At 65.6% G+C, this 24,384-nt stretch carries 20 protein-coding genes; 6 read left to right on the plus strand and 14 right to left on the minus strand.

Annotation, left to right across the window (positions count from 1 at the left end):
* The first annotated feature begins 3 nt into the window (after window positions 1-3).
* Complete coding sequence (cphA, locus tag F2P46_RS09735) at window positions 4-2,601, plus strand: cyanophycin synthetase (RefSeq protein ID WP_166888180.1); 2,598 nt, start codon at window positions 4-6, stop codon at window positions 2,599-2,601.
* Here cphA and F2P46_RS09740 read toward each other — a convergent pair.
* Complete coding sequence (locus F2P46_RS09740; protein WP_368737902.1) at window positions 2,569-3,681, minus strand: ABC transporter substrate-binding protein; 1,113 nt, start codon at window positions 3,679-3,681, stop codon at window positions 2,569-2,571. The genes cphA and F2P46_RS09740 overlap by 33 nt on opposite strands.
* A 307-nt stretch (window positions 3,682-3,988) precedes the next feature.
* Here F2P46_RS09740 and F2P46_RS09745 point away from each other — a divergent pair, with 307 nt between their 5' ends.
* Entirely contained in the window at window positions 3,989-5,329 is a 1,341-nt protein-coding gene (locus tag F2P46_RS09745) for an RtcB family protein (RefSeq protein ID WP_368737903.1), read from the plus strand.
* Between the two features lie 55 nt (window positions 5,330-5,384).
* Window positions 5,385-5,771, plus strand: coding sequence for a hypothetical protein (locus tag F2P46_RS09750; RefSeq protein WP_166888183.1), 387 nt, complete (start codon window positions 5,385-5,387; stop codon window positions 5,769-5,771).
* Between the two features lie 108 nt (window positions 5,772-5,879).
* On the opposite strand, the gene F2P46_RS09755 is transcribed toward F2P46_RS09750, so the two are convergent.
* The 4 genes from F2P46_RS09755 to F2P46_RS09770 form a co-directional block, all read right to left on the minus strand.
* Entirely contained in the window at window positions 5,880-8,093 is a 2,214-nt protein-coding gene (locus F2P46_RS09755; RefSeq protein ID WP_208296574.1) for a xanthine dehydrogenase family protein molybdopterin-binding subunit, read from the minus strand.
* A gap of 65 nt (window positions 8,094-8,158) precedes the next feature.
* Window positions 8,159-9,187: a xanthine dehydrogenase family protein subunit M gene (locus F2P46_RS09760; protein ID WP_166888188.1), complete on the minus strand. Its 1,029-nt coding sequence runs from the start codon at window positions 9,185-9,187 to the stop codon at window positions 8,159-8,161.
* A complete protein-coding gene (locus F2P46_RS09765) occupies window positions 9,184-9,738 on the minus strand; it encodes a (2Fe-2S)-binding protein (RefSeq protein WP_166888191.1) in 555 nt (184 codons plus the stop codon). Before F2P46_RS09765 ends, F2P46_RS09760 begins: the two co-directional genes overlap by 4 nt.
* A gap of 131 nt (window positions 9,739-9,869) precedes the next feature.
* Window positions 9,870-10,100, minus strand: a complete 231-nt coding sequence (locus F2P46_RS09770) for a hypothetical protein (RefSeq protein WP_166888194.1) — start codon at window positions 10,098-10,100, stop codon at window positions 9,870-9,872.
* A 223-nt stretch (window positions 10,101-10,323) separates the two neighbouring features.
* On the opposite strand from F2P46_RS09770, the gene F2P46_RS09775 reads away from it, so the two are divergent.
* A complete protein-coding gene (locus F2P46_RS09775) occupies window positions 10,324-10,689 on the plus strand; it encodes a hypothetical protein (protein WP_166888197.1) in 366 nt (121 codons plus the stop codon).
* 23 nt (window positions 10,690-10,712) lie between these two features.
* On the opposite strand, the gene F2P46_RS09780 is transcribed toward F2P46_RS09775, so the two are convergent.
* Window positions 10,713-14,000 carry an amidohydrolase family protein gene (locus F2P46_RS09780; protein WP_166888200.1) on the minus strand — a complete coding sequence of 1,096 codons (3,288 nt, stop codon included), beginning with the start codon at window positions 13,998-14,000 and terminating at the stop codon, window positions 10,713-10,715.
* Window positions 14,001-14,335: 335 nt separating this feature from the next.
* On the opposite strand from F2P46_RS09780, the gene F2P46_RS09785 reads away from it, so the two are divergent.
* On the plus strand, window positions 14,336-15,169 hold the full coding sequence (locus F2P46_RS09785) for a PEP-CTERM sorting domain-containing protein (protein WP_166888203.1): 834 nt from the start codon (window positions 14,336-14,338) through the stop codon (window positions 15,167-15,169).
* 115 nt (window positions 15,170-15,284) lie between these two features.
* On the opposite strand, the gene F2P46_RS09790 is transcribed toward F2P46_RS09785, so the two are convergent.
* The 6 genes from F2P46_RS09790 to F2P46_RS09815 all read right to left on the minus strand — a co-directional run bounded on the left by F2P46_RS09790 (window position 15,285) and on the right by F2P46_RS09815 (window position 20,652).
* Window positions 15,285-15,716 (minus strand): hypothetical protein, encoded by a 432-nt coding sequence (locus tag F2P46_RS09790; protein WP_166888207.1) that lies wholly within the window; start codon window positions 15,714-15,716, stop codon window positions 15,285-15,287.
* Window positions 15,717-15,784: 68 nt separating this feature from the next.
* Window positions 15,785-16,294, minus strand: coding sequence for an SMI1/KNR4 family protein (locus F2P46_RS09795; RefSeq protein WP_166888209.1), 510 nt, complete (start codon window positions 16,292-16,294; stop codon window positions 15,785-15,787).
* Window positions 16,295-16,300: 6 nt separating this feature from the next.
* Window positions 16,301-18,439 carry a TonB-dependent siderophore receptor gene (locus F2P46_RS09800; RefSeq protein ID WP_166888212.1) on the minus strand — a complete coding sequence of 713 codons (2,139 nt, stop codon included), beginning with the start codon at window positions 18,437-18,439 and terminating at the stop codon, window positions 16,301-16,303.
* Window positions 18,439-20,091 carry a PepSY-associated TM helix domain-containing protein gene (locus tag F2P46_RS09805; protein ID WP_166888214.1) on the minus strand — a complete coding sequence of 551 codons (1,653 nt, stop codon included), beginning with the start codon at window positions 20,089-20,091 and terminating at the stop codon, window positions 18,439-18,441. Before F2P46_RS09805 ends, F2P46_RS09800 begins: the two co-directional genes overlap by 1 nt.
* Entirely contained in the window at window positions 20,088-20,393 is a 306-nt protein-coding gene (locus tag F2P46_RS09810; RefSeq protein ID WP_166888217.1) for a hypothetical protein, read from the minus strand. Before F2P46_RS09810 ends, F2P46_RS09805 begins: the two co-directional genes overlap by 4 nt.
* Entirely contained in the window at window positions 20,386-20,652 is a 267-nt protein-coding gene (locus F2P46_RS09815) for a hypothetical protein (protein WP_166888220.1), read from the minus strand. The genes F2P46_RS09810 and F2P46_RS09815 overlap by 8 nt, the downstream gene beginning before the upstream one ends.
* A gap of 281 nt (window positions 20,653-20,933) precedes the next feature.
* Between F2P46_RS09815 and F2P46_RS09820 the strand changes: the two genes are divergently transcribed.
* Window positions 20,934-23,606: a PAS domain S-box protein gene (locus F2P46_RS09820; protein WP_166888223.1), complete on the plus strand. Its 2,673-nt coding sequence runs from the start codon at window positions 20,934-20,936 to the stop codon at window positions 23,604-23,606.
* Here F2P46_RS09820 and F2P46_RS09825 read toward each other — a convergent pair.
* Together F2P46_RS09825 and F2P46_RS09830 are read right to left on the minus strand one after the other, a co-directional pair.
* The gene (locus F2P46_RS09825; protein WP_166888227.1) at window positions 23,576-23,950 is read right to left on the minus strand and encodes a hypothetical protein; all 375 of its coding nucleotides are present in this window, start codon (window positions 23,948-23,950) and stop codon (window positions 23,576-23,578) included. The two genes, F2P46_RS09820 and F2P46_RS09825, sit on opposite strands and share 31 nt — an antisense overlap.
* Before the next feature lie 34 nt (window positions 23,951-23,984).
* Entirely contained in the window at window positions 23,985-24,356 is a 372-nt protein-coding gene (locus F2P46_RS09830; RefSeq protein WP_166888230.1) for a hypothetical protein, read from the minus strand.
* Window positions 24,357-24,384 lie beyond the last annotated feature (28 nt).

Raw genomic sequence — 24,384 nt, forward strand, 5'->3', positions numbered from 1 at the left:
AATATGAACATCATCGAACAACGCGTGCTGCGCGGCCCCAATCGCTGGTCCCGACTGACCTGCCTGCAAACCGTGATCGACACCGGCGATTCGTGCGCCATCGATCCCGGCTTCGCCGACGCCTTGCTGGCGCAGTTGCCCGGCCTGGCCGGCCGGCGCAGCTTCACCACGCCCGCGCACGCGGCCGAGCAAGCGGCCGTGGAGCTGCAAGGCGTGGCCGGCACGCCGGTCAGCTTCTCCCTGACCGGCCAGGTCGACGACACGCGCTGGCGCATTGTCGTCGCTTACCAGCGCGAGCAAGTCGGCGTCGAGGCGATGGCGCTGGCGCTCGACATGGTGCGGGCGGCGGCGCGCGGCGAAGCGCCCGATTGGACCGAACGGCTCGACGCGCTGCGCGACGTGGCCGAACGCGGCGCCATGGGCACCAGTACGGCGGCCGTGGTGAGGGCGGCGCAGGCGCGCGGCATTCCCACGGTGCGCCTGACCGACGAAGCCAATCTGTTCCAGCTGGGCTGGGGCAGCCGCCAGAAGCGCCTGCAGGCGACCGTCACCGGCGCCACCTCCACCATCGCGGTCGGCATCGCCAGCAACAAGCAGTTGACCAAGACCTTGCTGGACCAAGGCGGCATCCCGGTTCCCAAAGGCGGCGTGGCCGCCAGCGCCGATGAAGCGGTGGCGCTGGCGGCGCGCCTGCGCTTTCCGGTCACCGTCAAGCCGCTCGACGGCAACCAGGGCAAGGGCGTCACCACCGAATGCGGCGACGCCGACAGCGTGCGCGTCGCCTTCGATTTCGCGCGCCAGTACGGCCGCCGCGTCATCGTCGAGCGCTTCATCGCGGGGCGCGACTACCGCCTGCTGGTCACCGGCGGCAAACTAGCCGCCGCCTCGCTGCGCCGCCCGCCCGCCATCAGCGGCGATGGCGCGGCCACCGTGCAAGAACTGGTCGATCTCGAAAACCGCAATCCGGCCCGTGGCGAGGGCCACGCCAACATCCTCACGCGCCTGCGGCTCGACGAACTGGCGCTCGCGCTGCTGGCGGAACAGGGGTACACGCCGGACTCCGTGGTTCCCGCCGGTGTCGAGGTGCAACTGCGCGGGAACGCCAACCTGTCCACCGGCGGCACCGCCGAAGACGTGACCGATCTGGTGCACCCATCGACGCGCGAGATGTGCATCCGCGCGGCGCGGATCATCGGCCTGGATGTGGCGGGCATCGATGTCATCTGCGGCGATATTTCGCTGTGCCTGCGCGAGCAGCGCGGCGCCCTGATCGAAGTCAATGCGGCGCCCGGCATCCGCATGCACGAGTATCCGAGCCGGGGCCTGGCCCGCAACGCCGGCGAGGCCATCGTGCAGGCCATGTTCGGCGAGGGCGACGGGCGCATTCCCGTCATTGCGGTCACTGGCACCAACGGCAAGACCACAACGTCGCTGATGATCGCGCACGCGGCACGCCTGGCGGGCCTGTGCACGGGCGTGACCACCACCGAAGGCGTCTTCATTGACGGCCACCGGATCATCGAGGGCGACTGCGCCGGCTACCATTCGGCACGCACCCTCTTGACCACGCCGACGGTCGATCTGGCGGTGCTGGAAACGGCGCGTGGCGGCATCCTCAAGCGCGGCCTGGCGTTCGATCGCTGCGCGGTGGCGGTGGTGCTGAACGTGTCGGCCGACCACCTGGGGCTGGACGGCGTGGACAGCGTGGCCGAACTGGCAAGCGTGAAGGCGGTGGTGGCCAACGCCGCCTCGCGCGCGGTGGTGCTCAACGCCGACGACCGCCTGTGCGTGGCGATGAGCGCGCAGGTCCCGACCGACGTGGAGCGCATCTTCTTTTCGATGGAGCCGGAAAACCCGGTCCTGCTGCGCCACCTCGATAACGGCGGGCGCGCCGCCTACTACCAGGACAATGCGCTGATCCTGGCCGACGGCTCGCGCAGGGCCGGGTTGCTGCACGCCGGGCGCATGCCATCGAGCATGCAGGGCCACGCGCGCTACAACATCGCCAACGCCCTGGCCGCGGCGGCCGCGCTGATGGGGGCCGATTTTACCCATGCGCAGATCGCGCTGGCCTTGTCGACCTTTGTATCGGACCGCGACAACAACCCGCTGCGCTCGAACATCTACAGCGCGCAAGGCGTCACCATCGTGGTCGACTACGCGCACAACCCGGCCGCTTACGCGGCCATGGCGTCGATGGCGCAGTCGCTCTCGGGCGGACGGCGCATCGCGCTGCTCACCTGCCCCGGCGACCGGCGCGAAGCCGACCTGCTCGACATCGGGCAGACCTGCGCCGAAGGTTTCGATGAACTGTTCGTGTACGAAGCCGACCCGCGCGGACGCGCCAGCGGCGAGACGGCGCAAACAATCCTCGACGGCGCACGCCGCGCCGGCAAGGAAGAACATCTGCTGCACGCGATCGTGCCGGTCAGCGACGCTTTTACGGCGGCGATGGCATGCTGCCGGCCGGGCGACGTGCTGGTGTTTGCCTGCGGATCCGCCGCCACCGCCCTGCGCGAAACGGCGCGCTACGTCGACCCGGTACAAGCCGCGCCGGCGCTGGCGGCATCAGTACATCAGGCGACCGTCCCGCTTGAATAAGGCGATATCGACGAATTCGGACATGGTGCTCTTGCGGTCGGACGACTGGATCGTCATGCCGCCGATGTCGATCGGGGTGCGGCTGGCGGCGACAGTTTGCAAGCCGCCTTTTCCGGCCACCTCCATCTGGATCACCTTGACCAGCGTCTTGGCGACCGCGAAACCTTCGAGCGTGATGGACGATACCGGCTCGTCGCGGAATTTCTTCATCATGTCGATATGCTCGGACTGCAGTACCGAGGCGGTGCTGCCGGGATTGGGCACGACCTGCGAAAACACAGTCCACTCGGTGGCGCGCGCGCCGGCGATTTCGCTCAGCGTCGCCAGGTTGATCAGCGAGGTGCCGGCCACGAAGGTGCTGGCGTCATGCTTGCGGAAGGCCTTGAGGAACTGCGAGGCGCCAATGGTATCGGCGATCATCAGCACCACCTTGGCGCCCGAGGCGCTTAACTGCCTGGCGTCGGCGTCGATATTGGGCGACACGCGCACCGTGCCGGCCAAAGTCATGCCGCGCTTGCGCAATTCGTCGGTCACCATCTTGTACGTCTTCTGGTTCTGCGGCGTGTCCTGCAACACGATGCCGACTTTTTTCAGCCCCAGCTTGTCGAAGTAAGCGAGGATGAACTGACACTCGTGCTCCATGCTCGGTCGCCAGAAAATCACGCGCCCGCGCGGCGCCGCGAAGGCGTCCGTCAGCGGCGCAAACAGCACGTGGCGCGAGTCGGCGAAGGCCGGCGCGGCCAGGATGGCCTGGGTCGACTCCGGGCCGATGGCGCCCAACAGGTAGCCGACCCGGTCCTGCTGGATCAAGGACGTGGCCAGCCTGGCCGAATCGGCCGCCACGCCGCGGTCGTCGCGCACGGTGTAGACGATCTTCTTGCCATTGATGCCGCCCTTGACGTTGACGCTGTCGAAATAGGTGGTGATGCCGGCCACGTAATCGCGGCCGATGGCGCCGTTCGGGCCGGACAGGTCGATGGCGTGGCCGACCACGATTTGCGCGGAGGCGGTCGCGCTGGTGGCCAGCAGGGTTACACAAATGCGCATTGCCAGCCACAGGGCACGGATACAGGACTTCACGGTCAACTCTCGGGGATGAAAACCGCGATGGTACGCAACAGGTATGACAGGGTGATGACGCGGTGCAACATTGATTCCATTTTCATCTCAACAATATCGAAAATGCCACATCGCCGTGTTTGGCTGATATAATCCGCGTTCTTCGTTGTATTGGCTGCTGCCTCTGAAGAAACCGCCTTTTCGAAGGTGCGTTTTTCTTCGTCTACAGAAAGCAGCCAAAAATGAGCACTACCGTATCGGCCAAACGACTGGCCAAAGCCTCGCCTCCCACAACATCTTCGCCGAACGCGAAGGCAATATCCTGCGTGTGCAATCGACCTTGCGCGCCGACGTGCGCGCCGAAATCCTGCTGCCCCAGAGCCTGCCGCTCGAAGCGAAAGCGGTCAGCCAGTTGCTGGCGTTCGCCGGCATGCGCCACCCGCTCGGCGGGCACGTGTGCCGCGCCTGCGCCACGCCCGACTTCCATCCCGGCGCGCCGGTACCGGTCGGCAGCATCCTGGTCACCAACCACGACTTCGTGGTGCCCGAATCGATCGGGCGCGACATCAACTGCGGCATGCGCCTGCACGTGATCGACGTGCCGCTCGAGCGTTTTTTGGCGCACAAGGAACGCCTGGTGGCGCTGCTCAAGGGCGACCTGCTGGAAGCGGCCCGCAATGTACCGACCACGCCAGGCGCCATGACAGCGCTGTTTGCCGACGGCCTGGGCGCCTTCTGGCGCGCCATGCGCAACACGCGCGAAGGCTTGTTCGAGAAAATCGACTTCGCCCAGGTCGAAGCGGAAACGGCGCGGCTGTTTTACGCCTCGCACGTCAAGGGCAATCCCGCCTACGCGCCCGAAGCGCTGCAAGATACCCGGCGCGGCCTGCTGCGCGATCCGGGCCTGGCCACCCTCGGCGCGGGCAACCACTTCTGCGAGTTTCAGTACGTGGCGCAGGTGGTGGACCGCCACCGCGCTTTTGAGCTGGGCGTGCGCCCGGGCCAACTGGCGCTGATGGTGCATACCGGCTCGCGCGACGTGGGCTCGTACATCGGCACGCGCTGGATGGACCGCGCAAAAGCCGAATGGCCGGCCGGCGTCAAGCATCCCGAGTCCGGCCTGTATGGCCTGTGCGGGCCGCTGGCCACCGAGTACCTGACGGCGATGCACGCCGCTGCCCACTACGCCGACGCCAACCGGGCGCTGATCGTGGAACTGGTGCGCCAGCGCATTCGCCAGGTGTTCGGCGACCAGGCGATGCCGCTGGTGTGCGACGTGCCGCACAATATCGTGCTCAGTGAAGCGGGCGGCAATGTGCATCGCAAGGGCGCCACGCCCGCGCATGCCGGGCAACCCCTGCTCATTCCGGGCTCGATGGGCGACGACTCGTACCTGCTCGATGGACTCGGGCACGAACGCTGGGCCAGTTCGGCCAGCCATGGCGCCGGACGGGCCGTCTCGCGCATGGAGATGGCCTGGAAGTCGAAGCACGATGGCCAGGCCGGCGGGCAGCGGCCGTTCGAATGCATCACCTTGCGCGAAGAGCGTCGCATTGAAGAGGCGCCCGGCGCGTACAAGCCGATCGGGCCGGTCATCACCTCCCAGGTCGAGGAAGGCCTGGCGCGCCCGATCGCGCGCTTTTCGCCGCTGCTGACGTTCAAGGCGTAAGGGCACTGCCGGCAGCTGGAGCGGCATGCGGGCGGGCGGATTCCCAGGGCCCGTCATGACCTTGTCGGCCAATTTTCTGAACTGGCACTTTCTATCTTTATCTCGACAATGCCGATTCATGAAAATTGCGCTTTTGTTAGTCCTGGTCGCCGTGATCGTCGGCGCCGTGCTGTTCTCCAGGGAGTACAAGCAGATCCGCCGCGGTATCGATTGCGGCATGCAGGCCAACACCGCCGCCAGCATTGCGCTTCGTCGCGACAAAGGCGCCATGCGCGACGAGGTGCGTGCAGCGATGAGCGGGACGGATTTCAAAATCCGTTCCGCCGCGCAGGTCGAGTCCATGCTCGACGTCGTCTACGTGCGCGCGCAGGGTGCGGCGCACTGCCTTGACCTGCGCGTGCGCTGGATTGATGGCGGCACAGGATACCGGCCCGCGCCATAGGCGAAGCGCATGGCGCGCCCCGCTTCGCGGCTGCCGTTCCAGCCGAGCAGGATGCGCCGGATCGGCCAGGCCAATCGGCGCGGATGCTGTCGCGCGCCGACGGGTTGCTTACGGCGCCATCACCTTATCGGGCGTCATCGGCGTGCTGCGCACGCGGCGGCCGGTGGCGTGGTAAATCGCGTTGCAGACCGCCGCCGCCACGCCCACCTGGCCGATTTCGCCCACGCCCTTGGCGCCGAGGCGGCTGACGATGCGGTCATCCTCCTCCACGAACAGCACATCGATATCGTGGATGTCGGCGTTGACCGACACGTGATATTCGCCCAGGTTGTGGTTCATGAAGCGGCCCAGCCGGTCGTCGGACTGGGTTTCTTCGTGCAGCGCCTGGCCGATGCCCCAGACCACGCCGCCGACGATCTGGCTGCGCGCCGCCTTGGCGTTGATGATGCGCCCGGCCGCAATAGCGCTGACCACGCGCGTCACGCGCACCGTCCCGAACGCTTCATCGACGCGCACCTCCACGAACACCGCCGAGTGGGTGGCGCGCAGGTACTTCTGCTGCTTGAGAATATTCGGCAGCATCATGTATTTTTCTTCCAGCCGCTCGGCGCCGTCGGACGCCAGGATCGCTTGCAAGGGCACGATGTGCGCCGGTTGCGCGCGCAGGCGCAGGCCGCCGGCAACAAAGTCGACGTCCTCGATACTGACCTTGGCGAACGGCGAATCGGGCATCTTGCGCGCCAGCTTGAACAAACTCTTTTTCAACTTGTCGCACACGCCCTGCACCGCCGAACCGACCGTGGCCACGTGCGACGATCCGCCTTCGATCGGCGCGACCGGCAAGGTCGAGTCGCCGAGCTGAAAGCGCACCCGTTCGAGCGGCATGCCCATGGCGTCGGCGGCGATGATGCACATCGCAGTATAGGTGCCGGTGCCGATGTCGGTGGCCGCGCTCGAGACGACCAGGTTGCCGTCGGCGTGCAGCACGGCGCTGGCGCGCGCGAACATTTGCATCGCGTCCCACATGCCGGTGGCCATGCCCCAGCCGATCAACTCGTGGCCTTCGCGCATGGCGCGCGCCTCGAGCGGGCGCTGGTGCCAGCCGAAGCGCTGCGCGCCCTGCTCGTAGCAGGCGCGCAGCTCCTTGGTCGAATACGGCAGGCCGTCGGTGGGATCGATGTCGGCATAGTTTTTCAGGCGCAGCGCCAGCGGGTCCATTTTCAGTTCGTACGACAGTTCATCCATCGCCACTTCGAGCGCGTGCACGCCGTGCGCGGCGCCAGGGGCGCGCATGTCCATGGGACTGAAGCGGTCCAGGGCGACGAGCTTGTAGCCGAGGCGGATATGCTCGCAGGCGTACAGCTGGCCCGACCAGTTGACCACCACTTCCACGTAGTCCTCGTTGCGCGAGGTTTCGGCCAGCGCTTCGTGGATGATGGAGGTCAGGGCGCCGTCCGGACGCGCGCCCAGGCGCACGCGCTGGATGGTTTCGGGACGGTGCCCGAAGCTGAACATCTGCTGGCGCGTGAGCACCACGCGCACCGAGCGTTCCAGCTTGAGGGCGGCCATCACGGCCAGCGCCAGCTGGTATTGCGGGCGCAGGCCGGAACCGAAGGCGCCGCCCACGTACGGGTTGCGCACGGTGACCTTGTCCTTGGACAGGCCGAATACATGCGACACATACCAGCGGCTGTTTTGCGAGCTCTGGGTCTTGTCGTAGATGGTCAGGTGGCCGTCATCGCCGCGCACCACGGTCGAGGCGAACATTTCGAGCGGGTTGTGGTGCTCCACGCCGCTGTAATACTCGCCTTCGATGCGCACCACGGCCTTGTCCCACATCTCGTCGGCAAAGCCTTTCGGTTCGGGCGGCGGCGTGTAGCCGGCCTTCAGGCGGCTCGGCTTGTGGCTGTGCTCCATGTTATGCAGCAGGCTCGTTTGGTGTTCTTCGACTTCGTAGGCAATGTGCACCAGCGAGGCGCCATGGCGCGCCGCTTCGAACGTGTCGGCCACCACCAGCGCGACCGGCTGGCCGCTGCTGTGGATCTTGTCGTCGTAGAGCGGGCGAAATGGCGAGCCGCCGGGGGCGGTCATGTCCTTGTAAAACAGGTCGAAGGAGCGCAGGCGCGGACGGTTTTCGTGGGTGATCACATCGACCACGCCGGGCACGGCGAGCGCGCTGGCGGCGTCGATGGAGGCGATGCGTCCCTTGGTGACGGCGCCGCTGACGACCACGCCGTATAAAAGTCCTTCGGCCGGGTGTTCGGCGGCGTAGCGCGCCTGGCCGGTGACCTTGTCGCGGCCATCGACGCGCGAGACGGCCATGCCGATGGTGACGGGGCCGGTGCCTTCGTCGGCGACCGGCGTGCGCAGTGCTTCAATCAGATCGGTCACAGTGACTCCTTGGTGTCCGGTGCGTGCATGTTGTCGATGGTGCCGGCGGCGGCTTGTTCGAGCGCGCGCACGACCGCGCGGCGCGCCATCGAAATCTTGAAATCGTTTTGGCCCTGGCCACGCGCGCCGGCCAGCAGCAGCGCGGCGCAGGCGTCAAACAGCGCGCTGTCGGCGCGTTGGCCCACCAGCAACGTCTCGGCGGCCGGCACGCGCCATGGTTTGTGGGCCACGCTGCCCAGCGCCACGCGGGCGGCGCGCACGACGCCGTCCGGCCCGATGTCGAGCGCGGCAGCGACCGATACCAGCGCAAAGGCATACGAAGCGCGGTCGCGAAACTTGAGGTAGGCCGAGTGGGCGGCAAACTGCGCGCCGGGCGGCAGTTCGATGGCGGTGATCAGCTCACCGGGCAGCAAGGTGTTGTCGCACTCCGGACTGGCGCCCGGCAGGCGGTGGAAGTCGGCAAAGTCGATGCGCCGTTCGCCCTGCGCGGAGCTGGCATGGACCACCGCGCCGAGCGCCGCCAGCGCCACGCACATGTCGGACGGGTGGGTGGCGATGCAATGCTCGCTGGCGCCGAGAATGGCGTGCTGGCGCGTCAGGCCGCCGATGGCCGAACACCCGCTGCCCGGCTCGCGCTTGTTGCAGGCGACGGCGGTATCGTAGAAATAGTGGCAGCGCGTGCGTTGCAGCAGGTTGCCGCCGTCGGTGGCCATGTTGCGGATCTGGGGCGAGGCGCCGGCCAGGATCGCCGCCGACAGCAGCGGGTAGCGCGTGCGCACCAGCGGGTGGTAGGCGGTATCGGCATTGCGCGCGGTGGCGCCGAGCAGCAGGCCGCCTTGCGCCGTGGGCGCGATGGCGTCCAGCGGCAGGCTGTTGATGTCGACCAGGGTCGTGGGGCGCATCACGCCCTCTTTCATCAGGTCGACCAGGTTGGTGCCGCCGGCAATGACGGCGGCGCCGGCGTGGGCGAGGTGGCGCAGCGCGTCGGCAGTCGCTTGCGGCGCGTGGAAGGTCATCGGGTTCATGCGGGCACCGTGCCGGGAATGTAAGGGCGGTCGGGATTGTCCTTGTGTTCGGCCAGGCCCATCACCTCGGTGACGGCGGCCACGATCTGCGGATAGGCGCCGCAGCGGCAGACATTGCCGCTCATCAGCTCGCGCACCTCGGCCACCGTGCGCGCTTCGCCTTCGCGCATCAGGCCGATGGCCGAACACAGCTGGCCGGGCGTGCAGTAGCCGCACTGGAAGGCGTCGTGGTCGATGAACGCTTGCTGGAGCGGATGCAATTTGGCACCATCGGCCAGGCCTTCGACCGTGACGATCTCCTTACCGTTCTGCATCACCGCCAGGGTCAGGCAGGAATTGATGCGCTTGCCGCCGACCAGCACCGTGCAGGCGCCGCACTGGCCGTGATCGCAGCCCTTCTTGGTGCCGGTCAGGCCGGCGCGCTCGCGCAGCAGGTCGAGCAAGGTGACCCAGGCTTCGACCTCGACCTGGTGCTGCTGGCCGTTGATGCGCAGGTTGATGGGATACGTAGGGGCGGCCGGCGCGTGCGCGGCCTTGAGATGGGCGTCCATGGAGTGTCGACTCGGCTTGTGTGGGAGTTAACTTTATCCAGAATGCACGCTTTAATCTGTTAGCGAACGAACGTTCGTAACCATTGGTAATGTATTTGTGTGTCGCGCAAGTCACAAGCCAGAAAGACCGCTCAGCCGCAACTTCCCTTGCCGTTGTTGTTTAGATGGAACTGCTCCCAATCGGTCAGGCGCCGGGTCGACGCGCCCTGCAGCACGCGCTCGACCACGGCGGGCGGAATGTCGGACGCGCGGAAGTACGCCAGCGCCACCTGGCGGCTCAGGGTACGGTCGTAGGTGACACCAAGATCGACCAGGAGGGACAAGCCGCTGTTGTCGCATTGGCGACGATCGGGAGCATTCAATTGGTGAGCCTTTCTGGTCGGAGCCATCTACCCGTTTTTACAATAGCCGAGATTAATCAAGTCCACCAATAGCGCTTTGCTATGGATGATTTTCCGTTAGGAAATTTACACCCATTTTCATGACACCAAGCGTTTGCTTGCTCACACAACTGTTGCGTAACGGTGTTGGCGGAGTTCATGCAGCGGTGATAAATTGGCCACTTTTGGTAACTGAGGAGGCGGAATGGAACGCTATGAACGCCACTTCGTGTCTCAGCGAATTGGCAGGGCCATTGGCGCGGTGGAGTTTGACGGGGATGGGATGGGCGTAGTGGAAATCACGGCGCCGGACGGGCCGGCACGCATGGTGTTTTCGTTCACACTAAGCGGCGGGCCGGGCGAGCATGCGCCGACACCGGCGCTGGCTGAAGTGCTGCTGCGAACGGCGATCTCGCAGGTGCACAAGGAAATATTGAAGCCACCGCTGGGGGGCGCCGACGACAGCCGGCGCCTGTCGAACGCGTGCCCGCCCTGGATTGGCGACCTGGACGTGACGCCGTATGGCGGCGCCACCTCCGGCTACGCATCCCAGGCGAACCGGGAGCCGTAGCCGGCAAAACGGCCGCACAGGCCTCAGTGGCGGCCGTCGCCGTGGCTGTGGCTGACCGTTTCCACCGGCGCGCTGGCCCCGTTCACGCCTTCGAAGAAGAACGGCTTGCGCGCTTTCGGCGTGGCGCCGACCTCGTTCATGGTCGCGGTCTCGTACACGCGCCCGCCGATCATCACATGCGTCAGGCGGTCCGAGGTGCGGATATCCTTGACCACGTCGCCGTCGATGATCGACAGGTCGGCCAGCTTGCCAACTTCGAGCGAGCCGACATCCTTGTCCAGGCCCAGATAGCGCGCGCCGTTGAGCGTGGCCGAACGGATCGCTTCGAGCGGCGTCATGCCGCCCTGGACGAGCGACCACATCTCCCAATGCGCGCCCAGCCCTTCGCGCTGGCCGTGCGCGCCGATATTGACCGGCACGCCCACCCGCTGCAAGGCCGTGGCGGTGCGCGCCACCCGGTGCACGTTGAAGTCTTCTTCCGGCGCGGTCTCGCGGCGGATCGAGCGCGGCTCGAGCACCGCGCGCGGCACATAGCGCGACAGGATCGGATGGCGCCAGACATCGCTGCGCGCGTACCAGTAATGCTCGCCATCGAGGCCGCCGTACGACACCACCAGGGTCGGGGTGTAGCCGACCTTGGTCTGCGACCAGAGCTGCTTGACGTCGTCGTAGGCGTCTTCCACCGGAATCGAATGCTCGACGCCGGTGTGACCGTCCACCACCATCGTCATATTGTGCTGGAACAGCGAGCCGCCTTCGGGCACCACCATCATGCCGCTCTGGCGCGCCGCTTCCAGGATTTGCTGGCGCTGCTCGCGGCGCGGCTGGTTGTAGCTCTTGACGCTGATCGCCCCGCCCTCTTTCAAGCGCCGCACGTGCGTGAGCGCATCGTCCAGGCTCTCGACCGGGGCGGCGAAGTTGCCCTTGGCGCCGTACAGGATGGTGCCGGTCGAATAGATGCGCGGCCCGACCACCTGGCCGGTGCGCTGCAGCTCGCTGTGGGTGAAGATGGTGCCGGTATCGTTGGACGGATCGTGCACCGTGGTCACGCCAAAGGCCAGGCCGGCGTAATCGACCCAGCTTTGCTGCGGCACGATGCCGTCTTCGCCCATCGTACCGTGCCAGTGCGCGTCGACCAGCCCCGGGATGATGCTTTTTCCCCTGGCGTCGATGCGCGTTGCGCCGCTTGGGACGGCAACGTCGGCCGCCGTGCCGATGGCGGCGATGCGCTTGTCCTGGATGACGATGCGCCCGTTCTCGATCACTTCATCGCCTTTCATCGTCACAATGCGCGCGCCGTCGATCACCACGGTGGCGCGCGGCGAGCCCGACTGGGCGCGAAAGCCGATTTTCACGCCCGGCTGGGCCGCCAGCGCGCTCAATCGCAGCTTTTCCTTTTTGGGGTCCGGGTCGCCCGGTGCGAAGGCGTTTTTAAGCTCGCGCGTGAACAGCTGGTCGCCCAGCGAATAGTGCAGCGCGCTGCTGTCGCCCGACCAGTGCAGGTAGTCGCCGGCGTCGGCGTCGAGCTGGCGCACCGGCAAGGCTTCGGTCTTTTCGCCGATGGTGATGACCTTGCCGGCCATCGGCAGCGGCGCCACCCAGGTATGGAAGCGCTCGCCGTAGGCCAGCCAGGCGCCATCCGGCGAGAGGCTGAAATTGGTAACGAACTCGCCTTTTACGATCGCGTGCTCCTCGTTCTTGTCGAGGCGGATGCGCACCAGCGCGGTGGTCGTATCGACTTCGTTGGCGGTCACCGAGCGCGTGACGTATACATGGTTGCTGTCGCCGGCGTACTGCGGCGCGCGGCCATCGTCGGTGACCAGCACCGGCTTGCCCTTGCCATCGCTGGCGACCTTGTAGACACCCGTGTCGAGCCCGTGCCATGGACTGAGCAGGAAGCGTCCCTGGCCCTTGACGTAGACCACGTCCTTGCCGTCGGGCGAGAAGGCCGGCTCGATGTACTTGCCCGGCGTGCTGGTGAGGGTGGTTTCCTTGCCGCTGTCAAGGTCGATGGTGCGGATCGAACCGAGTTTTTCGTCATCCCAGGTGGCGAACACGATGCGCCGGCCGTCGCGCGAAAACTTGGGGAAGTATTCGAAATGGTCGCCCTGGCGCGTCAGGCGGCGCGGCTCGCCGTTGGGCAGGTCGCGCAGGTACAGGTGGCCGAGCGCCGAGTAGACCACCTTGTTGCCTTGCGGCGCCACGTTGACCCAGCGCAACTGGCGCACGTCGAACTGGTCGGGTGCCACGGCGTGCGGGAAACGCAGCGCTTCGCGCACCTCGCGCGTGTCCTTGACGTGGAAGGGGATCTCCCTGGCCGACCTGGCGAAAGGATCGACGCGCCAGATCTTGCCCTTGGCCCAGACCACGATTTCTTTGCTTCCCGGCATCCAGCTGAACGCGGGATACACACCGTGGATGGCCCAGGCTTCCTGCAGGTCGCGTTCCAGTCCGCTCCAGGCCGGCGTTTCGATGCCGGTGGACAGGTCTTTGAGGAACAAGGTCGACTGGTTGCGCACGCGCCGCACAAAGGCCAGGTATTTGCCGTCCGGCGACGGGGTCGGCCGCACCGCGCCGCCCGGGCCGCTCACGAAGGGCTTGGTCTTTTCTTCTTTCAGGTCGCGCCGGAAGATCTGGTAAATCTGCGCGTTGGAATTTTTGTTGTACTCGAATACCGTGCCGCCGGTGGTGTCCTGCGAGTAGTAGACGTAGCGTCCGTCCGGCGAAAACGCCGGCTCGCCCAGGTCCTTCTGCCAGTTCGGCTTTTCGTTGAGCTGCACCCCGCCGCCCTGGGTGTGGAACATCCAGATTTCGCCGGAACCGAGCGAGCGGGTACCGGAATAATGCTTGCGCGCGGCGATGAACTTGCCGTTCGGATGCCATACCGGGTTATTCAGCAGGCGGAACTTTTCCTTGCTTACTTCGCGCGCGCCGCTGCCATCCACATTCATGATCCAGATGTTGTCGCCGCCGGCCGCGTCCGACATATAGGCCAGTTGCTTGCCGTCGGGCGAAAAACGCGCCTGCATTTCCCAGGCCATCGAGTGGGTCAGCGCTTTGGCTTCACCGCCGGCGATGGGCAGCAGATACAGGTCGCCCAGCAGGTCGAACACGATCTGCTTGCCGTCCGGGCTGACGTCGACGCTCATCCAGGTGCCGGTGGCGGTGTCGATATTGACGGTGCCGGCCGGGCCGGGGGGATGGTTGACATCCCACTTTTTCTTCTCGGTGGCGGGGTCGTCGGCGGCGCCGGCGCTGGAGGCGAAGGAAGCCAGGATGGCGGCCAGGACGGTGACGCGGAGTGGGTGCATGAGTCTCTGTAGAATAAGTTGACGGTTGCGGCGGCGCGGTCGTGCGCGGTCGCAGGGCAAGCGATTCTACGATGGAGATGACGTGACGGGCAAATGCTTGCACATGCCGGCGCCCTGGTAAAGACGCACGAATGCGACAGAGGGCATGGGCCGGGTCAGACGCGCATAGTCAATCGATCTGGCATCCATATGTTGCAATTGTTGGGACTAGCTTTGAATAGAGCTTGCGTGTATTTTTTGCATGAATTACGCTGAACGGCGAATCAAGAAAGTGATCGGCTTGCCACGGCATCGTGTTGCCACTGTCCCACGTAACGACTTCGTGAAGGAACGCCATGAAGCACATCCATGCCCTGCTCGCCCTGTCGCTCATCCCGCTGGCGGTTTTTCCCCTGGCAAACGCCCAGGTCAGCGCCCGTGCGTCAGTGTCGCATATCGGGATCAGCCTGATCGACCTGGCGCCCGACGACGGCATTGCGCCGTCATATAGCTACACCCAAGCCTATTCGGATTACCAGCAGGCGACCACGCGCATCAGTTACGGTCCTCAGCGTGGGCAGCCTTCCGCAAGCATGAGTGACTCTGGGTTGATGCCGTGGACCAATCACCATCTGGACTTCGATTCGACCGCGCTGCCTGAGCATCAGGGCGCGCATCTGGCAGGGACCACCCGCAGGACGGGTACGTCACTGGAGACGCTCGATCTGTCCGTTGCCAGCAGCGCACGGGGGACGGGCAGCAACTGGGTCGAGAGCACTCTGTCCAGCTACGTCCACGGCATGGCGCTGTCGCCGCACACGGCCTTGAGGCTGACGTTTGACGTCGATGTGCAGTCGACGGTCGATCCGAAGCAATCGGTGTGGGACAACGGCTGGGCATCGTCGTTCGTTCTGATCGAGTTCGTGGCATCGCTCGGCACAGGCGATTTTGTGGATTCGCACCTGATCAGGCACACGATCGATGGCCCCAACGTCTGGGGAGGCGCCGGGCCTCGGACAGTCGCGGTCGATTTCACCAATACCCGCGATACGGTGATCTGGACGCATCTGAAACTCTGGGGCAATGCGAACAGTGCCGCGCCGGCCGCCCCGATCCCCGAGCCATCGCGCTATGCGATGCTTGCTGTCGGACTGGGTCTGATCGGCCTGCTGCGCCTGCGCCGCATCTGACGCATCAGGACTTGGTCTTCCGCCGGTTGCCGCCACCTCCGAGGCCCGGCTTCGTCAGGCTGAACATGCAGTTTCCTTTTCCTGATCGCCGGCATTTTCATGCTACGCGAAGGTGTTACAAGGACGTCCAGACAAACATCGCAAGATCATTCTTCCTGGCCTGGCACGCAAGATCGACGAGGCCGACAACAACCGCGCTGGCGTCCTCCACCGACCAGCCCCCCATCTGCAAGCCTTCGGAGGCGGCCCAGGCCGCCGCCACCTGTTCGATCGCGCCTGGGGCAATAGCAGCGATCGCGCTCAGTATGTCATCGTTAAACCGGAACACCCACGGACCGTCGTCCTTGTCGCCGGCGACGAAAGGCAGGAACTGCTCAAGATCGCCATCGCATGCTGTGCCGGTAATGACGGCGTACAGCGTCCCGAAGTCTTCATAGAGAATGCCTTTCATGTCGAGTGTCGTCCATGATTCGGCCGGATAATCCGACAGGCCGATCGCTTCCGCTTCATCCGGCCGCGCAATGACGACGTCGGTCAATATTCCCATACATTTCCTTTTCTCAGATAATCAACATGCGCCCGGCAGCAGCCGAGAAGATGTCACCGGGCACCAGCTTAGCCGTAGCGATGCAGATCGTCGCTGTCTTGCGCCACGCACGCCACGAAGTCGTTGAAGTTGCTTGCCACCATACCCAAGCGCGTGGCGCCGACCGCATCGACACGACCGTAATGCGCCGATGCCGGATCGAGGTCGATCACGTAATGCACGCATTCCATCAGATGATCGGCGCAGATGAACAGATCCCCGAAAAAGCAATCGGCCACCTCGCAGCCGCGATATTGCTCGCTGGCGCGACGCCATTCGTCGAGCGCCCAGAACCGGATGCGCGACGGCCACTCGTCCGCACATTCGGGGGCGCCATTCATGATCGCATAGTTCAGCCTGACCTGAAGCGGAAGGCGCACCCGGTGCGCCGATTCGAAGGCGTCGAACTGCGCCGTCGAGGCGGGCTTGCCCACCGCTTTGCCTTCCTTGACAAGTTGACTGCGTACCGCCTGAAAATCGTGCATCGCACCGGTCCACCTATAAAAAAGGCCCGCTGAAAAGCGGGCCCGGTCAACCATCAGCGCTTAGAAATCAAACGCCGCCGACAGCCTGATCGCGCGCGGCGCGCCCAGGTTCAGGCGCCCTGCTCCCCACGCGCTCTCGAAATACTCCTTGTCGGCCACGTTGGTGACAAACGCGCGCAGCACCACCGGCATGGCGCCGAAACGGGTCGCGTATTTGGCTCCCAGGTCGAGCGTGGTCCACGAATCGAGCTTCAGGCTGTTATCCGCCGCCAGCCACTGCGAACCGGTGTAATTGATGCGCGAGCTCAGTTCCAGCCCCGGCACCGCCGCCAGCGCGTAATCGAGGCCGACATTGGCCGTCAGGCGCGGCACGCCGAGCTGCGCCTTGCCCTGGTTGAGGCCCTTGTTGGTCTTGGTCTGCTCGGCCTTGGTGTACGCCACGCCACCGAGCAAGGTGATGTCGTTACCGGCCTTGCCGAACACATTCCACTCCACGCCGCGGTTGCGCTGCTCGCCGTCAAGCGACATGCGGTTGTTCGATTCGATCAGCGCCGGTTTGCTGATCTGGAACACGCTCAGGGTTTGCGTCAGCGTATTCATGTTCCACTTCACGCCGGCCTCGAGCTGCTTCGACTTGTACGGCTTGAAGGTTTCGCCTTCGTTCGCGTACGGCGTCTTGACCGTGGTGCCGGCGCTCAGGCCTTCGACGTAGTTGGCGTACAGCGACACGTTCTCGCCCCACGGCTTATAGACCACGCCGGCCAGCGGCGTGACCGCCGTTTCTTCGTACTTGCTCAGCTTCTGGTTGACTTTCTGGGCGCGCAGGCCGAGCGTCAATTGCAGCTTGCCGTCGGCGAACCAGATCGAATCGACCGCGCTGAGCGCCGTCATCACATCGTCGTTGACCGGATTGTAGGTCGAGGCATCTTTTGCGGCCGGCATGGTGATCGGGGTCGGGTTGTAGAGGTTGCTGGTGATCGCACCCGTACCGTTGGCGCGCCCGCCGCCTTCATAGTTCATCACGTTGGCCGCCACCGTCACCTTGTGCGCGATGGCGCCGGTGTTGAACTGGCCGCGCACGCCCATCTCGGCGGTGGTGGTTTCGTACTCGCCCCACGAGTTGTAGGCGGTACCGGTGGCCTTGCCGCTGCTGCCGCCCGAGACCGGCAATACCGGACGCGTGCCGAAGATGAAGCCGTCGTACGAGTGCTTGGCCGTGCCGGCCGAGGCGAACGCACTCCAGCCGGCGCCCAGTTCCACCTGGCCGCGCACGATCAGGCCCTGGGTTTCGGTGTTGCTGTACACATCTTCGCCGTAGAAGAAGTTGGTCGAGCCGTGCGGTGCCTTCGGCACGCTGGTCCAGCCGGTGATGATCGGCTGCATCGGCGCGCCCTTGCGTACCTTGTTGGTCAGCGAGTAGGCGTCCATCTCGACGTTCCAGCCCTTGCCCTGGTAGTCCACGGCCACATGGCCGATTTCGCGGCGGCGGGTTTGGTGGTCCAGCCAGGTTTTGCCGCCCGACAGCACGCCGTTGACGCGCACGCCCAGCGCCTGGTCGTCGCCGAAGCGGCGCGCCACGTCGGCATGCACGCCCACGTTCGACTTGCTCGATACCGAGGTGGTCACGCGCGTGAGCGGGGTGGCGCCGGCGCGTTTCGGCACCAGATTGATGGCGCCGCCCACGTCGCCCGCCGCCGGCAGGCCCATCATCATCGCGCCGGGACCCTTGAGCACTTCGACGCGCTCGAACATTTCGGTCGGGGTGTTTTGTTCCGGGGCCAGGCCGTAGGCGCCATTGATCGCCATCGAGCCGGAGCCGACGCCGAAGCCGCGAATATTGAAGTTCTCGACGACGTGGCCTTCGTTGGTGGTGGTGCGCACCGACGGATCGTTCTTGAGCACGGCGCCGATGGTCTGGGCTTGCTGGTCGGCGATGGTTTGCGCGGTGTAGCCGGTGATGTTGAACGGCGTATCCATCACGCTCACGTTGCCGAGCACGCCCAGGCGGGCGCCCTTGGCCACTTTGCCGCCGGGCGCGGCTGCGGGCAGGCTGCCGGCCGTTTCGGCGGCGGCCTTGACGGTGATTTCTTTCATCGTCTCGACAGGCGCCTGGGCCATGGCCGGCAGGGCCAGGGTGGCGATCATGGTCATGCAGGCCAGGGGAATGATACGGAAAGCACACACAGGGACGACTCGCATTACATTTGCTCCATTTGGTTAGATGCTATTTGATGAGAAGATGTTTGATCCGAATTCGTTGGCGGGGACGGCATGGCCGCGCCCAGCTCGCGCCAGACGCTTTGCTGTTCGCCCGAGCGCGCGCGCCGGCGCACCCGCGCCGCCATCCACAGCAGCAGCGCGCCGCCGAGCAGCGACAGGCCGTCGATCCACAGGTAATCGCTCACATACGGTTTGCCGACCGGCAGGGCGGGGAATACACAGGCGAGCACGCTGGTCAGCGGCACCAGCAGGGTCGCCAGGGCGGCGGCGGCGGTCAGCCGGTAACCGGCCCAGGCCGCGCCCTTCCCCAGCGCCGCCAGCAGCCCGATTGCGAGCGCGGCGTTGAAGATGGCCAGGCCGATGCCCGGCATGGCCAGCCCCAGCGCCGCCTGCCAGCGCAGCGCCACCAGGCCCAGGGGCAGGCCGATGACGGCGCCCAGGCACAGGCCGACCGTCAGGGCCGCCACCGCCCGCACATGGCGCGGCTGCGGCAGCGGCGCGGCCAGCTGGCGGTTCTTGCGCAGGCGCGATTCGATCCACAGCAGGTTGCCGGTGTAGAACAGGATCGCGCCCAGTAAACCCATCACCACGTAGGCCAGGCGCACCGGCACGCCGCCGAAGCTGCCGAAGTGCAGCGCGAAGATGGCGGACAGGCTCGCTTCCCAATTGTTTTGCTGGTGCGGCAGCAGGCTGATGCCTTTGTTGAGCTGGCCGCTGACGGGATTGAAGTTCATGAAGCCGGCGCGCGGGGCGCGCATGTGGCCGCTCCAGTCCTCGCCGCCCATGTTCACTTGCGGTTTGGGGCTGTTCAGGCCACGGTAAGTCAGTTCGGTGGGCGTAAAGGTGCTCGACTGCACGCGCGCGCTGGCCAGCAGGCGCGACGGCGCAACCCAGTTCGCGCTGGTATCCGGCCCGGGCTTGCCCTTGGCGCGCGGTTCCGCCGCGGCCGGCTTGCCGATGGCGTGGATGGTGGCGTCCTGCGTGTCGTAGACCCAGTCGTGCAGGCAAAACCCGGCCGTGGTCAGGGCAATGGCCAGGTGGAACGGCAGGCTGGTGATGCCGATCAGGTTATGGGCGTCGAGCCAGAAGCGCTTGACGTTGGCGCCGATGCGCAGCAGCAGCAAGTCCTTGATCAGCGAGGGCAGCAAGATCACCACGCCGGAAATGAGCGCCAGCGCATACAGCAGCGCCACAAAGCCGATGATCGGCTCGGCCACGGCGCCGGCCAGCGGCAAGCCGCCGTTGCGGTGCACCTGGTCGGCAAAGTGGCCGGCCGGGCCGGTCTGCGCGGCGCTCGTTTGCAGGCGGCCGGCCGCGTCCAGCGTGACCTGCCAGGTCGCGCCCTGCTTATCAAAGTAGCGCATGCGGCCGTATCCGGGCCGTTCACGGTCGAGCACCAGCACGGCGCTGCCGATGGCCGGGTCGCGCGCGGTGAAAAAGGCGCTGGCCAGCGGGTCGAGCGGCGAACTGGCGCCCTGCTGCGCATTCGGCTGCGCTTCGGCCCAGCGCCCGATTTCGGGCTTGAACATCGTAAAGGCGCCGGCGTAAAACGCGATGAACAGCATCACGCCACTGAGGATGCCGACCCAGGTATGCACCACTTTGTAAGTGCGCACGATGTCGGCCTTCATGCGGCGCTCCCGCCGGCTTGCATCAAGAGGTAGCAGGCGCCTGCGGCAAGCGCGTTGGCCAGCGCCAGCCAGATCCAGCCGGCACGCTTGCTGGGCAACAGGAACACCAGCGCGATGACCGCGATCCAGAGCGGATACACCACCCACATCGTCAATTGCCCGACCACCGGGCCGGCGCCGAGAAAGCGCATCAGCTGGTGCAGCGCGCCGCTGGCGGCGATCGCCAGCGGATAGCCGAGCACCAGGGCCAGCAGGCCGTTGTGCAGCAAAACCCGGTCGCGCCGGATGGTGTCCTTAGCCATGCGCGCTCCCCGCGCGCGCTTGACGCAGGGCGCGCAGCACGCCGACCAGCGGCAAGGCGATCATCCATACCGTCAGCACGGTCAGGATGGCGGTAAACGTGCTCATGCGGGCGGCCAGCGCCAGCACGGCCAGCACCAGCGGCGCCACGCACAGCACCGACCCCGCCAAGGCCGGCAGGCGTGGTTCGGCCCTGGCCGTGCTGAAATTGCAGCACGCGGCGGACAGCAGCGTCAGGATCAAGGCTAGGGCAAGCAACATACTGGCTTTCAACTCGCCCGTGGGACTGGGGAGACGGCCGCATCTTACTCCAAATGGAAATGATTCTCAATACGATGGTTGAGTAAAATATATCTTTTGGAAGAAAATATTTTCTCCATAGAAATTTTGGTATAGTAGTCGCAGCCCTTGTTGCGGCCGGACCAGGCCCCAGGCGCGCCTTCGCGTCCACCTCGTACCAGCATTTTTCCCGGCCACGCTCCCGCCGGTCCTTTGCACTGTTGCAAAATACCGACGCCTGGCGCCGGCGACCGGAAAGCCTCATGACAATCGCAACACCTCATTTCGACGATACCAGGCGGGTGCGCGCGCTGTGCGCCCTGCGCGTGCTCGACACGCCGCAGGAAGAACGCTTCGACCGCCTTACCCGCCTTGCGGCCGCCACGCTGGCGATGCCGATCGCGCTGGTCTCGCTGGTCGACGCGCAGCGCCAGTGGTTCAAATCGCGGGTTGGCCTGGCGGCGACCGAAACGTCGCGCGCGATCTCGTTTTGCACCCACGCGGTGGAGCGGCGCGACATGCTGGTGGTCGAGGACGCGCTGTGCGATACGCGCTTTGCCGCCAATCCACTGGTCACCGGCGCCCCGGATATCCGCTTCTACGCCGGCCAGCCCGTGTTCTCGCATGATGGCGAGGCGGTCGGCACCCTGTGCGTGATCGATACCGTGCCGCGCAAGTTCGACGAAGCGGCGCGCCAGGTCCTGCGCGATTTCGCCGCCCTGGTCGAGGATGAACTGAACAAGGGAGCGCTGGTGGCCGCACGGGTGCGCGCCGAACAGGCCGTGCAAGCGCTCAACGGCGAGCTGGAACAGCGCATCGAACAGCGCACCCGCTCCCTGCGCGACGCCAACGATACGCTCAAGCGCGAAATCGGCCAGCGCCTCGCCGCCGAAGCGACCCTGCGCACCAGCGAGGAGCGCATCCGCACCATCGTCGGCTCGTCCTTCAGCGCCTTTGTCGGCACCGATGCGAGCGGCGTGGTGGTGGACTGGAATGCGTCGGCCGAGCGCACCTTCGGCTGGAGCCGCGAGGAAGCGCTGGGCCAGGATCTGGCCACCCTGATCATCCCCGAAGCCTACCGCGAGGCGCACCGCGCAGGCATGCAACGCTTCGCCCGCCACGGTATGGGTAAGGTGATCAACACGCGCATCGAAATGCCGGCGCGCACGCGCGAGCACGGCGACATCATGGTCGAGATGACGATCAACGCCTTCCAGGCCGGCGGTGAACTGTTTTTCGGCGCATTTTTGCACGACGTGTCCGAGCGCATCCGCGTCAAGCTCGCCTTGCAGCAGAAGCAAGAATTGCTCGACACGGTGCTTGAGACGCTCGATGTCGGCGTCGTCGCCTGCTCGGCCGACGGCGAACTGACCCTGTTCAACCGCGCCGCGCGCCAGTTCCATGGCCTGCCGCCGGAGGCGCTGCCGAGCGGCGACTGGGCCGCGCATTACAGCCTGTTCTCGGCCGACGGCGCCCATCTGCTGGAAGAGCGCGAGGTGCCCCTGCTGCGCGCACTGGCAGGCGAGACGATCAAGGACAGCGCCATGGTCATCGCACCCAGGGACCGCGCGCGGCGCTACGTGCTTGCCAGCGGACGGCGCATGAGCGGCCCGAACGGCGAAGCCTTGGGCGCGGTGGTGACGATGAAGGACATCACGGAGCTGAACGACTCGCAACGCAAGCTCAAGATCAACGAGCAGCGCCTGCGGGCGATTACCGAAAACCTGCCGGCGCTGATCGGCCAGGTCGACAAGGCCGGTAACTTCACTTACCTCAATACCTTGGCGCTGCGCTTCTACGGACGCGAAAAAGCCCAATTGATCGGCCAGCCGGTGCGCCAGGCCTACAGCGTGCAGGAGTTCGAAAAAGTCGAGCAGTTCATGAAGCTGGCGCTGCAGGGCAAGCGCGTCTCGTTCGAAGATGAACTCACGGTCGAGGGGCGCAGCTCGCATTATCACGCCTCGTACATTCCCGATATCGACGCGGCCGGCTCGGTGAACGGGTTTTATGCGATGGCCTTCGATATCACCGCCAGGAAGCGCAGCGAAATCCGCCAGCGCGACAGCGAAGAGCGCCTGCGCACCGTCACCGACAACCTGCCGGCCCTCATTTCCTATCTCGACGCCGACCTGCGCTACCGCTTCGCCAACGCCATGTACAGGCAGTGGTACGGCGTCGATCCGGCCGCGATGGTCGGCAAGAGCGTCAGCGAAGTGTTCCCCGCGCACTTCTGCGGCCAGCGCGAACAACAGCTGCGGCGCTGCCTGGAAGGCCATACCGTGCAACTCGAACTCGAAGTCGAGCACGGCGGGGAGACCCGTATCCTGCACTCGGTGTACATTCCGCACCTGCGCGACGGCGTGGTGCTGGGCGCCTACCTGCTCTCGACCGACGTGACGGCGGCGCGCCGGCACGAGGCCAACCTGAAGGCGCTGGCCCACACCGACACCCTGACCGGCCTGCCGAACCGGCGCAGCTACGAGGCCGAACTGGAAGCGGCCCTGGGCCGCAGCGTGCGCAACCGCAGCGGCATGGCCTTGATGTTCCTCGATATCGACCGCTTCAAGCAGGTCAACGACACGCTCGGCCACGCCGGCGGCGACGAGGTGCTGCGCGAATTCGCCCGGCGCCTGCTGCGCACCGTGCGCAAGACCGACACGGTATCGCGCCTGGCGGGCGACGAATTCACCGTCATCCTGGAAGGCGTGCGCTCGCCCGAGGAATGCGCCAGGGTTGGCGCCAAGATCGTCGAGGCCATGCGGCCGCTGTTTTCGGTGGGCGAGATGGCGCGCCAGGTTTCGACCAGCATCGGCATCGCCTGGACCAACAGCGCAGCGTCCGATGCGCGCGCCTTGTCGACCCAGGCCGACGCGGCCCTGTATCAGGCCAAGGCGGCCGGACGCAATCAGTTCTGCGTAGGGGCGGGGACGAAGTAAATGCTGATGGTGCGGCCCTTGCGGCCCGGCTTGTGCGGCCCGCATTCGATGAATTCGGGCGTCGGACAAAAACCCTGCGCGATGAACTCGGCCAGCTTGAATGCGGCCAGGTCGATGCTGTCGTCGTCGAGAAGCAAGTCGAGCGCGTTCTTGCGCAGCCCCAGCCGGTCGGTATCGCTTCTGGCGAGCGAGATGGCGATGGCCTCGCCGCTGCCGCCATCGCGCGCGGTAAAGTCGCTGCGTCCATGCTGGCGCAGGTGGGCCACATGCCCGAGCAGCGTGCGCGCGCTGTGCGCATTGAGCCCGAAATGCAGCGCGCCTGCGCTTGTCCTGACGAGGATCACGGTGTTTCAGCCGTCGGTGGCAGTCTTGGCAACACTACAAACGCCATTGATCGGCATCCGGCCTGGAGGTAATCCTGCGCCACGCCTTATCGAGCAGGATAAACCCGCACATCAAACAAGCGGGATATACGACAAATAGATGAAAAATACCCCGACCCATTGCCGAGTTGTCGCGCGCACCGCCCGGCATGATGATGCAGGCCAGGATCGACAGCAGCGTCAGCGTCAGGTGCATCCTGTAGGACGCGTAAAACACCAGCACGGCAATGGAGGGGGCGAAGTAGGAGAGTACGTAAAGTAACTCCCACGCATCGGACAACGGTGGTATGCCGCCAGCCGGCACCCTCATGGCCACCGCCAGCATATTGAGCCCGACGACGGCAAACCGCGGATACGTTACGTTCATGTCATACCAGTGTTGTTAATAGGCCGGC

The organism is Massilia sp. CCM 8734, from assembly GCF_011682155.1.
Lineage (GTDB): Bacteria > Pseudomonadota > Gammaproteobacteria > Burkholderiales > Burkholderiaceae_D > Telluria_A > Telluria_A rubra.

What these genes read in the sequence shown, in the direction of transcription:
- F2P46_RS09795 (WP_166888209.1), bottom strand. Translation starts at nt 16,294, where the DNA reads ATGGTTGACCGGGCCCGCTTTTCAGCGGGCCTTTTTTATAGGTGGACC.
- F2P46_RS09755 (WP_208296574.1), bottom strand. Translation starts at nt 8,093, where the DNA reads ATGGCCGTCTCGCGCGTCGATGGCCGCGACAAGGTCACCGGCCAGGCG.
- F2P46_RS09800 (WP_166888212.1), bottom strand. Translation starts at nt 18,439, where the DNA reads ATGCGAGTCGTCCCTGTGTGTGCTTTCCGTATCATTCCCCTGGCCTGC.
- F2P46_RS09785 (WP_166888203.1), top strand. Translation starts at nt 14,336, where the DNA reads ATGAAGCACATCCATGCCCTGCTCGCCCTGTCGCTCATCCCGCTGGCG.
- cphA (WP_166888180.1), top strand. Translation starts at nt 4, where the DNA reads ATGAACATCATCGAACAACGCGTGCTGCGCGGCCCCAATCGCTGGTCC.
- F2P46_RS09750 (WP_166888183.1), top strand. Translation starts at nt 5,385, where the DNA reads ATGACCTTGTCGGCCAATTTTCTGAACTGGCACTTTCTATCTTTATCT.
- F2P46_RS09790 (WP_166888207.1), bottom strand. Translation starts at nt 15,716, where the DNA reads ATGGGAATATTGACCGACGTCGTCATTGCGCGGCCGGATGAAGCGGAA.
- F2P46_RS09830 (WP_166888230.1), bottom strand. Translation starts at nt 24,356, where the DNA reads ATGAACGTAACGTATCCGCGGTTTGCCGTCGTCGGGCTCAATATGCTG.
- F2P46_RS09810 (WP_166888217.1), bottom strand. Translation starts at nt 20,393, where the DNA reads ATGGCTAAGGACACCATCCGGCGCGACCGGGTTTTGCTGCACAACGGC.
- F2P46_RS09820 (WP_166888223.1), top strand. Translation starts at nt 20,934, where the DNA reads ATGACAATCGCAACACCTCATTTCGACGATACCAGGCGGGTGCGCGCG.
- F2P46_RS09815 (WP_166888220.1), bottom strand. Translation starts at nt 20,652, where the DNA reads ATGTTGCTTGCCCTAGCCTTGATCCTGACGCTGCTGTCCGCCGCGTGC.
- F2P46_RS09775 (WP_166888197.1), top strand. Translation starts at nt 10,324, where the DNA reads ATGGAACGCTATGAACGCCACTTCGTGTCTCAGCGAATTGGCAGGGCC.
- F2P46_RS09805 (WP_166888214.1), bottom strand. Translation starts at nt 20,091, where the DNA reads ATGAAGGCCGACATCGTGCGCACTTACAAAGTGGTGCATACCTGGGTC.
- F2P46_RS09765 (WP_166888191.1), bottom strand. Translation starts at nt 9,738, where the DNA reads ATGGACGCCCATCTCAAGGCCGCGCACGCGCCGGCCGCCCCTACGTAT.
- F2P46_RS09780 (WP_166888200.1), bottom strand. Translation starts at nt 14,000, where the DNA reads ATGCACCCACTCCGCGTCACCGTCCTGGCCGCCATCCTGGCTTCCTTC.
- F2P46_RS09760 (WP_166888188.1), bottom strand. Translation starts at nt 9,187, where the DNA reads ATGAACCCGATGACCTTCCACGCGCCGCAAGCGACTGCCGACGCGCTG.